The sequence below is a fragment of the Aquamicrobium aerolatum DSM 21857 genome (assembly GCF_900113935.1).
Classification (GTDB): domain Bacteria; phylum Pseudomonadota; class Alphaproteobacteria; order Rhizobiales; family Rhizobiaceae; genus Aerobium; species Aerobium aerolatum.
On sequence record NZ_FORF01000009.1, the window covers coordinates 112,650 to 128,562 of the forward strand.

The 15,913-nt window shown below is 60.1% G+C and carries 12 protein-coding genes and 1 tRNA gene; 5 read left to right on the forward strand and 8 right to left on the reverse strand.

Annotation, left to right across the window (positions count from 1 at the left end; all coding sequences use genetic code 11):
- Nucleotides 1-200 precede the first annotated feature (200 nt).
- From BMZ42_RS18385 to cpdR, 3 genes are all read right to left on the reverse strand, one after another.
- The gene (locus BMZ42_RS18385; protein ID WP_280139865.1) at nt 201-332 is read right to left on the reverse strand and encodes a hypothetical protein; all 132 of its coding nucleotides are present in this window, start codon (nt 330-332) and stop codon (nt 201-203) included.
- A gap of 266 nt (nt 333-598) precedes the next feature.
- A tRNA-Val gene (locus BMZ42_RS09240) sits at nt 599-673 on the reverse strand.
- Nucleotides 674-773: 100 nt separating this feature from the next.
- Nucleotides 774-1,136: a cell cycle two-component system response regulator CpdR gene (gene cpdR / locus BMZ42_RS09245; protein WP_091521350.1), complete on the reverse strand. Its 363-nt coding sequence runs from the start codon at nt 1,134-1,136 to the stop codon at nt 774-776.
- Between the two features lie 199 nt (nt 1,137-1,335).
- On the opposite strand from cpdR, the gene BMZ42_RS09250 reads away from it, so the two are divergent.
- Complete coding sequence (locus BMZ42_RS09250; RefSeq protein ID WP_091521353.1) at nt 1,336-2,226, forward strand: N-formylglutamate amidohydrolase; 891 nt, start codon at nt 1,336-1,338, stop codon at nt 2,224-2,226.
- A gap of 181 nt (nt 2,227-2,407) precedes the next feature.
- On the forward strand, nt 2,408-3,181 hold the full coding sequence (hisN, locus tag BMZ42_RS09255) for a histidinol-phosphatase (RefSeq protein ID WP_091521356.1): 774 nt from the start codon (nt 2,408-2,410) through the stop codon (nt 3,179-3,181).
- Here the strand turns inward: hisN and BMZ42_RS09260 are convergent.
- Nucleotides 3,162-4,043: an alpha/beta hydrolase gene (locus BMZ42_RS09260; protein WP_342028938.1), complete on the reverse strand. Its 882-nt coding sequence runs from the start codon at nt 4,041-4,043 to the stop codon at nt 3,162-3,164. The two genes, hisN and BMZ42_RS09260, sit on opposite strands and share 20 nt — an antisense overlap.
- A 515-nt stretch (nt 4,044-4,558) precedes the next feature.
- Between BMZ42_RS09260 and BMZ42_RS09270 the strand changes: the two genes are divergently transcribed.
- A complete protein-coding gene (locus BMZ42_RS09270; RefSeq protein WP_091521480.1) occupies nt 4,559-5,023 on the forward strand; it encodes an Hsp20 family protein in 465 nt (154 codons plus the stop codon).
- A gap of 51 nt (nt 5,024-5,074) precedes the next feature.
- On the opposite strand, the gene BMZ42_RS09275 is transcribed toward BMZ42_RS09270, so the two are convergent.
- Both BMZ42_RS09275 and BMZ42_RS09280 read right to left on the reverse strand, forming a co-directional pair.
- Nucleotides 5,075-5,482, reverse strand: a complete 408-nt coding sequence (locus BMZ42_RS09275; RefSeq protein ID WP_091521362.1) for a GFA family protein — start codon at nt 5,480-5,482, stop codon at nt 5,075-5,077.
- A gap of 21 nt (nt 5,483-5,503) precedes the next feature.
- Complete coding sequence (locus tag BMZ42_RS09280; RefSeq protein WP_091521365.1) at nt 5,504-6,550, reverse strand: threonine aldolase family protein; 1,047 nt, start codon at nt 6,548-6,550, stop codon at nt 5,504-5,506.
- A 386-nt stretch (nt 6,551-6,936) separates the two neighbouring features.
- Here BMZ42_RS09280 and gltB point away from each other — a divergent pair, with 386 nt between their 5' ends.
- On the forward strand, nt 6,937-11,661 hold the full coding sequence (gene gltB, locus BMZ42_RS09285) for a glutamate synthase large subunit (RefSeq protein WP_091521367.1): 4,725 nt from the start codon (nt 6,937-6,939) through the stop codon (nt 11,659-11,661).
- A 117-nt stretch (nt 11,662-11,778) separates the two neighbouring features.
- Nucleotides 11,779-13,233: a glutamate synthase subunit beta gene (locus tag BMZ42_RS09290; RefSeq protein WP_091521369.1), complete on the forward strand. Its 1,455-nt coding sequence runs from the start codon at nt 11,779-11,781 to the stop codon at nt 13,231-13,233.
- Nucleotides 13,234-13,267: 34 nt separating this feature from the next.
- Here BMZ42_RS09290 and BMZ42_RS09295 read toward each other — a convergent pair whose 3' ends face one another.
- Entirely contained in the window at nt 13,268-14,482 is a 1,215-nt protein-coding gene (locus BMZ42_RS09295) for an SGNH/GDSL hydrolase family protein (RefSeq protein ID WP_091521372.1), read from the reverse strand.
- 32 nt (nt 14,483-14,514) lie between these two features.
- Complete coding sequence (locus BMZ42_RS09300; RefSeq protein ID WP_091521374.1) at nt 14,515-15,741, reverse strand: lytic murein transglycosylase; 1,227 nt, start codon at nt 15,739-15,741, stop codon at nt 14,515-14,517.
- Between the last annotated feature and the right edge of the window lie 172 nt (nt 15,742-15,913).

Sequence of the window (15,913 nt, forward strand, 5' to 3'; positions counted from 1 at the left end):
GCGATTTCGGGAGAGGCGTTGCGGGGCGGTAGTGGCAGCCCAAGATGAAGGGGATGTGACAACGAAGATTCTGTGACAGCCGCGAAATGCGGCATGAAGTCAGCGCAGAGCTGATCTTTCCAGAACAACGATGATGTTTCTGGACAGGAATCGCGACCGAAATTGTGCGATGACAGATCGGAGAAAAAGCCCCGGATTTTTTATTTTGGGGTTTTCTTGTGCTCTCCCAGCTGCGTCACATTCTTCGTGGAAGCGGCGGCCGCAATCGTTTTCACTTTTTCTTTTTTAGGCTTGCGTGGTTCACGGTTACTCTTCTGCTGACCTTTGGCCATTGAAGTGTCCTTTCACCGCTCGAGCAGGAGCGCTCGAGGCAAGCTGATCGTAGGTCAATCTTGCTAAGAGATGCAATCGCTATGGAGGCGTCAAACGAATCGAGTGGCTCAGCTGTGAGGCTGATCCAGTTGGCGGTGATTGACTAGCTGGCTCCCCATAACAGCCGATAATGCATCGGATGGAAAGCTGTTCCCAATCTCGGGTTCGTCAGGTTCGTTGAACCTCAAGGGAACTATGTAAGCCGTAGCTAAGTGCTTGAATTGGATGGTGGGCGTGACAGGGATTGAACCTGTGACCCCTACGATGTCAACGTAGTGCTCTCCCGCTGAGCTACACGCCCATCCAATGAGGGCGCATACACCATAAGCCGGCGCTGTCGTCAATAGCTTTAAAGCGGTTATGTCCGTTTAACTGCTATTCTTTTTTCAGCGCCGCTGGCTTCAGGCTGCATGCAGCATTTTTTCAACTTCATTCACGAGATCGCGCAGATGGAAAGGCTTCGACAGGACCTTTGCATCCCGTGGCGCCTTGGAATCAGGGTTCAGCGCGACAGCGGCAAAACCGGTGATAAACATGACCTTCAGGTCGGGGTCGATCTCGGTCGCCCGGCGAGCCAGTTCGATTCCGTCCATCTCGGGCATGACGATATCGGTCAGCAGGAGAGAGAAGGGCTCCTCCTGCAGTCGCTCATAGGCGCTTGCGCCATTGTCAAAGTCGCTGACGTCGTAGCCCGCGCGTTCGAGCGCTTTCACGAGAAAGCGGCGCATGTCGTCGTCGTCTTCCGCCAGTAGTATTCTTGCCATTTGGTCCCGTCCGAATTACTCCAGCACAGGCTCGCCATCAGAGCCAGCGCGCGGTCACCCCTATATGATTCCGAGGCAGTAAAGATCAAGTGAATGGTCGGTTCGGGGTCGATGCGGGTAGCCAGCCCATGGACAGCGTGAACAGCAAATGGCACTTTCAAAACCCAGTTACGGGTGACGCGGTCCTTTCGGGAGTATCATGACGGTGTCGGACGACTTTGCGACCATGCCTGCCTTTATGGTGCGAAGTCCGGCGCAGCAGCGTGTTCCGTACGTCTTCAACTCACCGCATAGCGGGCGGTATTATCCGCCGCGGTTCCTCGCCATGAGCAAGCTGGATGCCGTCGCGATCCGTCGGTCCGAGGATTGCTATGTGGACGAGTTGTTCGCCGGTGTCGTGAAACTTGGGGCGCCGTTTCTGACTGCGAATTTTCCCAGGGCCTATCTCGACGTGAATCGTGAGCCGTGGGAGCTTGATCCGCGCATGTTCACGAATCCACTGCCATCCTATGCAAATGCGCGTTCGGCAAGGGTCGTCGGGGGGCTTGGAACAGTGCCGCGTCTGGTTGGTGAAGGGCAGGAAATATATGCGGGCAAGCTGCCGCTGAGTGAAGCGGTCGACCGGATCGAGAACATCTACAAGCCCTATCATTCACAATTGCAACGCCTGATCTCCCAGACGCATGCGAAGTTTGGGTTTTCGGTCTTGATCGATTGCCACTCGATGCCGACCACCGTCAGACCCGGCGATGGCACGACACGTCCCGATTTCATCATCGGCGATCGTTTTGGTGTCGCTTGTGCGCCAGCTCTGGCGGCGGCGGCGGCCACGTCGCTGTCGCGTCTCGGATATAATGTGGTGCTTAATCGTCCCTATGCCGGTGGGTTCATCACAGAGCATTACGGGCGACCAGCGCACGGGCTTCACGCGTTGCAGATCGAGATCAATCGCGGTCTCTATATGAACGAACGTACCTACGAACGGGCTGCGGGGTTCGACGCGATCGCGAAAGATCTGACGAGATTTTCCGCTGATATCATGTCGACACCAGAATATGAGCTGCAAGGTTTGCCGCTAGCAGCAGAGTAGGTTCGGGCGCCGGATTTGCCAAAAAAAAGACCGCATCGGTCGCCCGACGCGGCCCAAGTCTAGGGAGGAAGCGCCCAAAAAAATGGGCAGAGCAGGTTACACTGCTCGGTGTTAGTTTCATGCTGCGGTGCAGCAATGTCAAGGGTGGCTTTTTGCCGACACAGGAATTTGAAGGTGAACAATGACAATTGAGCCTGGTTTCATGCGCAGGATCGCCGCAGCGGCAGCAGAAGAAACCTTGCCGCGTTTCCGCCAATCGGGGCTTGTCGACAACAAGCTTACCTCGGGATTTGACCCGGTAACAGAGGCCGATCGCATGGCAGAGCAGGCGATCCGGGCACTGATCCGTGCGACCTATCCGGAGCATGGCATCCATGGCGAAGAATTCGGGCTGGAAAATGAGAGCGCTCGCTACCAGTGGGTGATCGATCCAATCGACGGCACGCGGTCCTTTATCTCGGGTATGCCGTTGTGGGGAACGCTGGTTGGATTGACCGACAATGGCGATGCCGTTGCTGGCATGATGTCACAGCCATTTATTGGTGAGTTGTTCTGGTGTGACGGCAAAAACTCCCACTATGAAGGGCCGCATGGCAGCAAGCAGATTGCGACCAGCAAGGTCGTTGACGTGGCGGACGCTACGCTTTGTACGACGACGCCGTCGATGTTCACCGGCGAGCGCAAGGTCGCGTATGACCGACTGGAATCAGCTGTGAAACTCGCCCGCTACGGAACTGATTGCTACGCCTACGCAATGTTGGCAGCCGGCAATGTCGACTTGGTCGTCGAGACCGGGCTGCAACCCTACGACATCATTGCCCTGATCCCGATCATCGAGCAGGCGGGCGGGGTCATCACGACATGGGATGGCGGGCCGGCGGAACAGGCAGGCGATATCGTGGCTGCCGCGACGCCGGAGTTGCATGCGGCTGCGGTCAAATTGCTGCAGGGCTGAATGGATCGGGCGCGCTGCCGGGAATGAACGCATCGAACGCGGCCAGCAATTGTTCGCGGAAGATATCACGTTCCTGCAAAAGTTCATGCCGCGCGCCCTGGATCGTTAATAGTGAAGCAGTGCGCAGACCGGCGACATATCGCTCGGTTGCGCCTGTGTCTACGACGCGATCTGCGCTTGCCGCCACAACGAGGATTGGGACGGTCACACGCGCCTTGAACTGCGAGGACTGAGCCTGATCAAGCGCATGGAACACTGAGCGCACCCATGTGGCTGTCGGGCCGCCGATGCCAAGCTCCGGTCGCGCGCTGAATATGGTCTGGTTGCGATCGTAGCGCTGGGCATCGCTTGTCAATAAATTGCCGTCGAAGGTCGCCGTGTCGGGGCGCTTTACGGTGAGTTGCCCAAGTCCGGTCGCGTGCAGCAAGCGACATAGCCGACACGTGTTGCGAGGTGACAGGGACGCAGGAGGAGCAAGACCGAAAAGCGGAGACAACAACATCATCCGCTGCACGCGGTTGCTCAGAGCAGGTGCCGCCAGCAGGGCGACCAGCGCTCCGGTCGAATGTCCGAGGACAAAATAGGGTCCACGACAATCGGGCAGCACAACGTCCTGAAAAAAAGGCTCGATGTCAGCGACATAGTCCTGAAAATCGGTGACAAAGCCCAAGCGTGGATTGCGAGCCAGCCGATCGGACCCGCCTTGTCCTCGCAGGTCGAAGATCGCGACCCCGAAGCCGCGTTTCGACAGGTCGGAGATCGTCTCGAAATATTTCTCGATTGATTCGCTGCGACCGGGAAGCAGGACGATGGTGCCTCGCAACGGTCGTCCTTCGGCGGCAAAGCGGGCATAGCGAAGCATCTTGCCGTCCCGTGCGCGGAACTTCCCGACGGTCGCGTGAGGTGGCAAAGGGTTGCCAGATGTTTCGTAGAGCTGCGCAGGCATGGAGAAATTGGTCCGGTGGGATCAGTTCGTCCACTTTGATAGGAAGCTTTCGAGCTGTTGCAAAGGCTTTGATGCTTGCGACTACCGAAACGATGAAGGCCGGAAGAGCACGATTGCTGCTTCCGGCCTCTGTCGAGCCGGGAGGAAGGGACGATACACCCGGCGCGGCCTCGTTGACGGCGACATCTCGCTGTCTGATCTCGTTGTTGGGTTGGTTTGTAGCCGGGTGAGCGTGAACGCTGCCCGAGGGGCGGTTCATCTCGTGTTCATGTGATGACGATGGAGAGGCGAGGCACCCTTGAAACGCGATTTGCCTGCCCCCAAATGTCTGATGCGGTCGCCGATGACGGGACCGCGGCCTTTGCAAAACGCCATGACGGGTTTTGCCACAGGTCATGCGCGAACACTTGTTGCTCACAGGAGAACAGACCATGCGTCACGTTGATTTTTCGCCGCTCTATCGCTCGACCGTCGGTTTCGACCGTCTTTTCACCATGCTGGACTCGCTGGCCCAGCCTGAAACGACCGGTCAGAGCTACCCGCCCTACAATATCGAACGCACCGGTGACGATGCCTATCGCATCTCCATGGCGGTCGCGGGTTTTTCCGATGAAGAGATTTCCATCGAAGCCCACCGCAATGTGCTGACGATCAAGGGCGAAAAGGCTGAAGAGCCGGCAGAAGGCACCCAATTCCTCCATCGCGGCATTGCCGGGCGGGCTTTTGAGCGCCGTTTCCAGCTTGCCGACCATGTCGAAGTGCAGGGTGCGGCCCTCAAGAACGGACTTCTCCATATCGATCTCAAGCGCAACATCCCTGAGGAGATGAAGCCACGCCGGATCGAGATCACTGCAGCACCGTCACAGGCAAAGCAGATCGAAGCCAAGGCTGCCTGAGCCCGTTTTCGAATAGATGAATATCAGCGGCGCCTATGGGCGCCGCTTTGTTTATCGCTTTGGCAGATGACTGAAGCTCGGGATTCCATCGGGAATGTGATGGAAGGGCTGTCGGTCGACCGTGAAAATTGCCATCCGTGCGCGCTCGAACAGTTCTGGCTGGTCGAGCGTTCCTGCTTTCAGGATTATCTCGGGCATATCCGGCCGGTGCGTCGTCAGGTGCTTGCCGCAAGTCGCGCAGAACTCCCGCGTCACCGCATTGTCCAGGTCGCTGCGCGTAAAGGTTTGCGGCGTTCCTTTGACGAAGCTGAAGCCTTCCGCCGGCAGCATCAGGAAATAGTTAGGTCCGCCGCCGGAAAAATACTGGCACTCGCGGCAATGGCATTGCGCCTTGGCGACAGGCTTGCCTTCGCAGACATAGCGCAGCGCGCGGCAATAACATCCACCTTCCAATCGCATCTCATTCCCTCATTTTTCTTATCAAGCCAGCAATAGGCCCAGCTGATCGATATCGTCCGGGGAGGTCGCAAAGCTGGTGACGAAACGGCACAGCGCTTCGTCCGCGCCGATGGTGCCGGCAAGATCGTGTGGCGGTGTCCACGGATGAAAGGTGATACCGGCCGCGCGCAGACGGGCGGCTGCGTCGTTGTGAAGGATCGGAAACACTTCATTGGCTTGTGGCTGCCACCCCAGCCGCGCATGTGGCGACCTTGCCAGGTGTGTGGCGAGGCGCTGGGTCATTTCGTTGGCATGGCGCGCGGTTTCAAGCCAGAGGTCGTTGTGGAAGTAGGCTTCAAACTGCGCTGCAATGAAGCGGGATTTGGAAAATAGCTGCGCGGCGCGCTTGCGAATGAATGGAAATTCCGCCGCTTGCGCGGGGTTCATGAACACGACCGCTTCCGCGCACCAGCAGCCATTTTTGGTGCCGCCAAACGAGACGATGTCGACGCCGCTTTTCCAGGTCATTTCGGCGGGGGTAACGTTGAGCGTCACCAGCGCATTGGCAAAGCGTGCGCCATCCATATGCAATGGCAAATCGTGACGCCGGGCGATCTGCGAGATCGCGCCGATCTGGTCGATGTCGTAGATTGTGCCGATCTCGGTGGCCTGCGTGATCGAAATCGCGGCAGGCTGGCCGGCATGGACAAATGCCGGTGGATATTTCGCCACAGCATTTTCAAGTTGGGATGGCTGCATCCGTCCGAGCGCACCATCGACCGGGCCGAGGCGGCCATGGGTGAAATATTCAGGCGCGCCGCATTCATCGGCGATCATGTGTGCATCGCGATGGCAAAGCACCACACCGCCCGGCCGCGCCACGGCGCTCATCGCCAGTGAATTTGCTGCGGTGCCGGTGCCGACAAAAAATACCGCCACTTCACGTTCGAAAATGTCGTTGAACGTGTTGGCGACCTTGCGGTCGAGGTCGCTGGCGCCATAGGCGGGAGCCGCGCCACCGGCATGGCGGACGAGATTTTCAGCGATCAGCGGGTGAGCGCCGGCCCAATTGTCGGATGCAAACAGCAAGAGAGATATCCACGATTCAGTTCAGGGGCGGGCACTGTGTACGAGCACAAGCCAGGCGGCAAGCACATCGCGCTGTCAGGAGGTCTGACGGTAGCAGGAGGCGAACGAAAAGGCCTTCTTTGAACATATTTGTGAAAGAAAATTACGAGAACCGGCGTTTTTTTGCTGCTTTCGTCTTGCGGCGGATTTGAGAGTGTGGCAAGAAAATTACGACAGCAATGCTGTCTTATCCAAGGGCAGCTCGACGACTGGTCGCGGGTGACCTTGGTGCCGCTGATACGGCTTTTGACAGAGATACTGCCGGACGATTGGGCGCATGTTGAGAACATGCTGCCGTTTGAGTCGACCCCGCACGCCCGCCAGGGCCAGCATGGAAGGACATGGTTATGACGTTCCTGACGCAATCTGACACGACCCGGAGCTTGGGCGCGCGCAGCACAGCGGCAGACGTCAAAACCGCCGCAAGGCCTTCGGGGCACCCCCCGGCCCAGGGCCTCTACGACCCGCGCAATGAGCACGATGCCTGCGGCGTCGGCTTCATTGCCCAACTGAAGGGGGTGGCGTCGCATCAGATCGTTGAGGACGGGCTGGCGATGCTTGAAAACCTCACTCATCGCGGGGCGGTGGGTGCCGATCCCCTGATGGGCGATGGGGCGGGTGTGCTGGTACAGATCCCGGACCGGTTCTTTCGCGCCGAGATGGCGGCTCAGGGTGTCGATCTGCCGCGGGTTGGCGATTATGCCGTCGGCTACATGTTTCTGCCGCAGGACGCGGCGGCGCGGTCGCGTTGCGACGAGATCATTGCAGAGGTCGTGGCGCAGGAAGGGCAGGTGCTGCTTGGGTTCCGCGACGTGCCGGTCGACAATTCATCCTTGTCGCGCGCGCCCGATATTGCCGCAAGCGAGCCTCATCACCGGCAGGTCTTCATCGGGCGCGGTGCGGCGATTGCCAGCCAGGACGATTTCGAGCGGCGTCTGTTCATTCTGCGCAAGGTGATTTCGGCGCGCATTTATGCCGAGAATGGCGGGCGCACCGATGGCGCCTATACGGTGTCGCTGTCGTCACGCACCATTGTCTACAAGGGCATGTTCCTCGCCAGTCAGGTTGGCGCCTATTACAAGGATCTGGCCGATCCGCGCTTTGAATCGGCGCTGATCCTCGTTCACCAGCGGTTTTCGACCAACACTTTCCCGTCGTGGCAGTTGGCGCATCCCTATCGCATGGTCGCGCATAATGGCGAGATCAATACGCTGCGCGGCAACGTCAACTGGATGGCGGCGCGGCAAGCGTCGGTCGATTCAGAGCTGTTTGGCAACGATATTTCGAAGTTGTGGCCGATCTCCTACGAAGGCCAGTCGGACACCGCCTGTTTCGACAATGCGCTCGAGTTTCTGGTGCAGGGCGGCTATTCGCTGGCGCATGCGATGATGATGCTGATCCCCGAAGCGTGGGCCGGCAACAAGCTGATGGCGGAGGAGCGCAAGGCATTTTACGAGTATCACGCCGCGTTGATGGAGCCGTGGGACGGCCCCGCCGCCGTGGCCTTTACCGATGGCCGCCAGATCGGCGCGACGCTGGACCGCAACGGCTTGCGCCCGGCGCGCTACGTCGTCACCGATGATGACCGTGTCGTGATGGCTTCGGAGGCGGGGGCGTTGCCGATTCCGGAGCATAAGATCGTCAAGAAGTGGCGGTTGCAGCCGGGTCGTATGCTGCTGATCGACCTTGAGCAAGGTCGGATCATTGCCGATGACGAGATCAAGTCGCAGATCGCGACACGCCACCCTTATGCGCAATGGCTGCACAACACCCAGCTGATCCTTGAGGAACTGGAGCCGGTGGAGCCGCGTGCGCCACGCCGCGACGTGTCGCTGCTCGACCGCCAGCAGGCCTTCGGCTACACGCAGGAAGATCTGAAGCTGTTGATGGCGCCGATGGCGACCACGGGGCAGGAAGCTGTCGGCTCGATGGGCACCGACACGCCGATTGCGGCGATGTCGGACCGCACGCGCCTGCTCTACGACTATTTCAAGCAGAATTTTGCGCAGGTCACCAACCCGCCGATCGACCCGATCCGCGAGGAACTGGTGATGAGCCTCGTGTCGTTCATCGGCCCGCGTCCGAATATTTTCGACCTTGTCGGCTCGTCGCGCAAGAAGCGGCTGGAAGTACGCCAGCCGATCCTGACCAATGGCGATCTCGAAAAGATCCGCTCCATCGGCCACACCGAAGACCGTTTCGATACCAAGACCATCGACATCACCTATTCTGCCTCGGAAGGCGCGGAAGGGATGCCGGCGGCGATCGAAAGGCTGTGCGAGCGCGCCGAGGCGGCGGTCGCCGGCGGCTACAACATCATCATCCTGTCAGACCGCCAGATCGGTGCGGACCGCATCGATATTCCGACACTGCTGGCAACAGCCGCCGTTCACCATCACCTGATCCGCAAGGGCTTGCGCACGTCTGTCGGGCTGGTGGTGGAGTCGGGCGAACCGCGCGAGGTGCATCATTTCTGCTGTCTGGCGGGGTACGGCGCCGAGGCGATCAACCCCTATCTTGCCTTTGACACTTTGCAGGACATGCACGCCAAGGGCCAGTTTCCGCCGGAAGTCGACGCCGACGAAGTCGTGACGCGCTACATCAAGTCGATTGGCAAGGGCATTCTCAAGGTGATGTCGAAGATGGGCATCTCGACCTATCAATCCTATTGTGGGGCGCAGATTTTCGACGCCATCGGCCTGTCCAGCGCGTTTGTCGCACAATATTTCACCGGTACGGCGACGATGATCGAAGGGATCGGGCTGGAGCAGCTGGCGGCGGAAACGGTGAGCCGGCATGCGCTGGCATTTGGCGACGACCCGGTGCTGAAGACGGCGCTGGATGTCGGTGGCGACTATATGTTCCGCATGCGCGGCGAGGCCCATATGTGGTCGCCCGATGCGGTTGCGGCGTTACAGCACGCAGTGCGTAAGGGCTCGTCGGACACCTTCAAGGAGTTTTCCGCGCAGGTCGACGATGCCTCATCGCGGGCGAAGAATATTCGTGGCCTGTTCCGTATTCGGATGGCCGACGAGACCGGTCGTGCGCCGGTGCCGCTGGACGAGGTTGAGCCATCCGCGCAGATCGTCAGGCGCTTTTCGACCGGCGCGATGTCGTTCGGCTCGATTAGCCGTGAGGCGCATACGACGCTGGCCATCGCCATGAACCGGATCGGCGGCAAGTCGAACACCGGCGAGGGGGGGGAGGAGCCGGACCGCTACAAGGCGCTCCCTGATGGCTCGCCCAACCCGGAGCGCTCGGCGATCAAGCAGGTGGCGTCGGGGCGGTTTGGTGTGACGACCGAATATCTCGTCAATTCCGATATGATGCAGATCAAGGTGGCGCAGGGGGCAAAGCCCGGCGAGGGCGGCCAGCTGCCCGGCCACAAGGTCGACGCGACCATCGCCAAGACGCGGCATTCGACGCAAGGGGTCGGCCTGATTTCACCGCCGCCGCACCATGACATCTACTCGATCGAGGATCTGGCGCAGCTGATCTACGATTTGAAGAACGTCAATCCGGATGCCGATGTGTCGGTCAAGCTGGTGTCGGAGGTAGGTGTCGGCACGGTTGCCGCCGGCGTTGCCAAGGCCCGTGCCGATCACATCACCGTCTCCGGTTATGATGGCGGCACCGGCGCGTCGCCGCTGACTTCGCTCAAGCATGCCGGCTCGCCGTGGGAGATCGGTCTGGCCGAAACCCACCAGACACTGGTGCTGAACGGGTTGCGCTCGCGCATTGCGTTGCAGGTCGATGGCGGGCTGAAGACGGGACGTGACGTCGTCATTGGCGCGTTGCTGGGCGCAGACGAGTTTGGTTTCTCGACGGCTCCGCTGATTGCGGCAGGTTGCATCATGATGCGCAAGTGCCATCTCAACACCTGCCCGGTGGGCGTCGCCACTCAGGACCCTGTGCTGCGCAAGCGTTTCAAGGGCACGCCTGAGCATGTCATCAACTATTTCTTCTACGTCGCCGACGAGGTGCGGGCGTTGCTGGCGCAAATGGGCTATCGCAGCATCAGCGAGATTGTCGGCGAGACGCAGCTGATCGAGAAGCAGGAGATGATCGAGCACTGGAAGGCGCGCGGGCTCGACTTTTCCCGCATCTTCCACAAGCCCGACGCCGCGAAGGACGAGATTTTCTGGACGCGGCGGCAGGAGCATCCGATCGACGATGCACTTGACCGCCAGATGATCGCTGAGGCCGCGCCTGCGCTGGAAACGCGCCTGCCGGTCAAGATCGAACTGCCGATCCGCAATGTTGACCGCTCGGCCGGGGCGATGCTGTCGGGGGCTGTCGTCAAGCGCTTCGGTCATAAGGGCCTCAAGGACGACACCATTTCGGTGCGCTTGACCGGCACGGCGGGTCAGTCGTTCGGGGCGTTTCTCGCACGCGGTGTTTCGTTCGAACTGATCGGCGACGGCAACGACTATGTCGGCAAGGGGCTGTCGGGCGGCAAGATCGTCATCCGTCCGCCGGAAGATACCAACATCGTGGCGGAAGAATCGATCATCGTCGGCAACACCGTGCTCTATGGTGCGACTGAGGGCGAGTGTTACTTCCGTGGCGTCGCTGGCGAGCGCTTTGCGGTGCGCAATTCTGGTGCGGTTGCGGTTGTCGAAGGTGTCGGCGACCATGGCTGCGAATACATGACCGGCGGCGTCGTCGTCATCATCGGCCAGACCGGGCGCAATTTTGCCGCCGGCATGTCGGGTGGCGTCGCCTATGTACTGGATGAGGCGGGCGACTTTGCCGAGCGCTGCAACATGGCGATGGTTGAGCTGGAGCCGGTGGCGGAAGAAGACGACATTCTGGAAAAGCTGCATCACCACGGCGGGGATCTTGCCTATATGGGGCGCGTCGATGTATCGGGCGACATGACACGGCATGACGAAGAACGTCTGGCGCAGCTGATCTCCAACCATCTGCGCCACACCGGCTCGACGCGCGCGCGTGAAATCCTCGACGATTGGGCATATTTCCGGCCGAAATTCCGCAAGGTGATGCCGGTCGAATATCGCCGTGCGCTGGAAGACATGGAGCGCATGCGCACCGGAATCGCCGCCGAATGACGCCGCGCGGGATGTTTACCATGGGCGTTCCACCGCCGCTCAAACCGGGGGCGGACCAGCGCTGAACAAGTGGCCGCATGGCGGTCAGAACATCACTTCGAAACTCCGGGACCAGCCATGGGCAAGGTGACAGGCTTTCTTGAAATCGACCGGCAGGTGCAGACCTACCAGCCGGCATCCGACCGCATCCGCCACAATCGCGAATTCACGATCCCGATGTCGGATCAGGAGGTGCAGAAGCAGGCGGCGCGCTGCATGGATTGCGGCATTCCCTACTGCCATGGGCCGACTGGCTGCCCGGTCCACAACCAGATCCCGGACTGGAACGACCTCGTCTATAATGGCGATTGGGAGACGGCGATCCGCAATCTCCACTCGACCAATAATTTTCCGGAATGGACCGGCCGCATCTGCCCCGCGCCATGCGAGGAAGCGTGCACGCTCAACCTTGAGGACGTGCCGGTTGCGATCAAGACGGTCGAGCAGGCGATTGCCGACAAGGCCTATGAGACGGGCTTCATCCGGCCGCAGCCTGCCGAAATCTCGACCGGAAAGAAGGTCGCCATCATCGGCTCGGGGCCGTCGGGGCTGGCAGCGGCGCAACAGCTCGGCCGCGCCGGGCACGAGGTTCACGTCTATGAGCGCGAGTCCAGGCCCGGTGGTCTGCTGCGCTACGGCATCCCGGACTTCAAGATGGAGAAGAGCACCATCGACGCGCGCGTCAAGCAGATGGAAGGCGAGGGTGTTACGTTTCATTGCGGCGTCAACGTCGGGGCCGACAAGAAGGTCGCTGATCTTCTGGCTGAGTTTGATGCGGTTCTTTACTGCGGTGGCTCCGAAACCCCGCGTCCAGCGGACATTCCGGGGACGGCGCTTGAGGGTGTCCATGATGCGATGCCGTATCTCGTCCAGCAGAACCGCCGTGTCGGCAAGGAAGATATCCAGTCGGTCGCGTGGCCGTCCGAGCCGATCCTTGCCGGTGGCAAGCATGTCGTCGTCGTTGGCGGTGGCGATACCGCTTCGGACTGCGTCGGCACGGCGTTTCGTCAGGGTGCAGTTCGCGTCACCCAGCTCGACATCCGCCCGAAGCCGCCTGAGAAGGAAGACAAGCTGACGGTCTGGCCTTACTGGGCGACCAAGATGCGTACCTCATCCTCACAGGCAGAAGGTGCTGACCGCGAATTCCAGGTCGCGACGCTGGAATTCGTCGGCGAAGACGGCGTGCTGACCGGTGTGAAGTGTTGCGAAGTGGACGAGCGTCGCAGGCCCGTCGCAGGCACGGAGTTCATCATCCGTGCCGATCTCGCCTTCATCGCTATCGGTTTTTCCGGCCCAATCGCCGGGGGGTTAACCACCGAACTCGAAGGCCAGCTTGAGCTGAATGTCGATGCGCGCCGCTCAACCAACGTTGTTGCGGACGATCAGGACTACAAGACCAGCGTCGACAAGCTGTTCACTGCCGGAGACGTTCGTCGCGGCCAGTCGCTGGTGGTCTGGGCGATCCGTGAGGGCCGGCAGGCAGCGCATTCGATCGACAAGTTCCTGATGGGTTCAACGCTGCTCCCTCGCTGACTATCACACGGTCGGAATGGACCGGGACACATGATCACGGCGTCGTGGAGGTGGTTGTTTCCGGGCTCGCGGGCATGGGGCGTCGCACGGTGAAGTCGTCTGCGCGACCGGGCGTCGGCACGGGGACGATACCTTCGCGGATCAATCGTTCGCCGGCTGTTTGCGGCACGCCGCGAGAGGGACGCGTGAACGACGCTCCCAGCAGTCCGCTGCTGTCGCCACCAAGATCATTGATGGAAACTGGCGCCGTGCGAACGATTTCCGCCGGCGTTGTATCGCCTGGTTCGCTGGGCAGAGGACCGATCAGCTCTTCTGGATCGATCAGCTTTACACCTGGGCTTTCCTGCGTCAGATCAAGCAAGCGGCCCAGAGGCTTTTCGACGTAGAAGGCGAGTTTGCGTCGCCCCTGGCGGGTGATGTTGATGCCATCGCTGGCGCGCAATTGTGCCGGCTGGCCGTTCATGTCCGGGCCGTTGGCGGCGAATGCGCCGGTTTCATCCACAAAACCGTCCCACACATCGACAAATTCGCCGCCTGCCTCGGCCACGATGCGACGGAACATGTCATTGAAAGCGATCATGTCGGACGACATGCCACCGGGGCGAAACGGCAGATTGCCAACCCAGATCAACGGCAGCGATTTGGCGCGGACGACTTTCGCAAGCGCTGTTGCGCGCCGCTCATATTCCGTGGTCCACGCTTCTGTGCGAGGATTCTCGCGTGTTCCTGCAACCAGCATTTGCTGGCGGTCATTTGATCCGATCATGACCACGACGACGGAGGGCTTCTCCGTGTCGATGATGCTGGCAAGGTTTTGCGGCCAGTTATAGTGGTCGTCGCGGACCAGCCCTGATGAGCCGTTTGCACGTTCAACGATGACGACCTTGGCCTCCTCCGCGTAAGCAGTCGCAAGACCTTCCGCCAAGCCGTTGGCCATGAAGTCACCAACGACAAGGACGCGCTGGGCATCGGCCGCTTTTTCGATAGCGGGTGTTGCCGGCTCGACGGGTGGCCGCGGTGTCCTTCGGGCTGGGGCGGCCTTGCGCGGGGCAGGGGGCGCAACGCGTTGCTGCTTTTGCGGCTCATTGCGCTGAAAGAGAAACCGCAGGATACCGCCGCCCGAAGAGCGTTCTTGAGCCTGCGCGCTCGTGACAAGCAAGGTCGGGGCAACCGGAAGAGCCAGCGTCAGCAGGAGCAGGCAGCACCACGCGCGCCATGTGCCGAGAAATGGTGCTTTGCGTGACCGCATGCCTGCTCCCGCGAGTTACGTTGACCTGACTGCTACTGCTTTCGCAGGCGTGACAGCAGCTCCATGCTTGGGTGACCGTCCTGTGCCATGCCGATACGCGCTTGTAGCGCTTTGATGGCTTCGCGGGAAGCGCCGCCGATACGTCCGTCGATTTCACCGTTGTAATATCCATGTGCGCTCAGGCGCTTCTGGAGTTCCTGCGTTTCAGTGAATGACAGACGTGTAAACGGGCGGTTCCAGTCGCGGCGCAGAGGCGGCTGACCGGAAATCTGGTTGGCGAGCAACCCGACCGCCAGCGCATAGCGGTCAGAGCTGTTGTACCGCTTCAGAACGTTGAAGTTGTGGAGCACGAGAAACGCGGGCCCTTCGCGACCTTCCAGAACCTTCAGCTCCGCCTGATCGTTGGGGCGCGGATAGTTTTGACCGTCCGCACGTACGACGCCTATCGCCTGCCACTGCGCCAGCGTCGCTTTTCCTGCGGGAAATTTTCGTCCCTTGGGCAGCACCACTTCATAGCCCCAGGCATGGCCGTTGCGCCATCCATTGTCTTTCAGGAGATTGGCTGCCGAACCGAGTGCGTCAGGGACAGAAGTCCAGATATCCCGTTTTCCATTACCGTCCAGATCGACTGCCCAGGCCTGGTAGCTGGTCGGGATGAACTGCGTATGGCCCATCGCGCCAGCCCATGATCCGGTCAGCTGATCTGCCCGTACGTCGCCGTTTTGAAGGATCTTCAAGGCGGCGATCAGTTGTTGACGGGCGAAGCGCTGGCGCTTCTTGTCGGCATAGGCCAGCGTCGAAAGCGAACGGATGACGTTGCGCATGATCCGCTCGTTGGTGAGCGCCTGACCGTAACGCGACTCGATCGACCAGATCGCCAGAACGATGTTGCGATCAACACCGAAATTTCGCTCTACGGCGTCCAGCGTGCGGCGGTGTTGCTGCGCCATGCGGCGACCATTGCCGATTGACTCGTCGTTGACTTGGTTGTCGAAATATTGCCACACCGGCGCGTTGAATTCCGGCTGGTTTTGGGCAAGCTCGAGGACTTCACGATCCGGTGCCGTGACATTGGCGAAGGCGCGATCAAACGTGGCGCGGGTGATGCCACTTTGGGTCGCAACGCCGCGGAATTCACTGACCCAGCGTTGGAAGCCGGCGTCTGCGAATGCTGACGTCGCGGATGAGGCAATCACAGCAGCCACGGCTGCGATTTTCAGCGATGAGGTGACACGTTTCGTCAAGGCCCGAACGGTCATGGAAGCCTCCTTTGTGTTGTGGCTTGGAAGGAACCAATCATTGCTGATGGAAGTTAGTGAAACGTTTACCATGCCTCCTGCCAGCGGCAATTATTCAGCCTCTGGCCCATATCCGTAACAGAATGGATAGAATGAGTACTGATAAGGACATGAAAATGTCGTGGCTATGCCT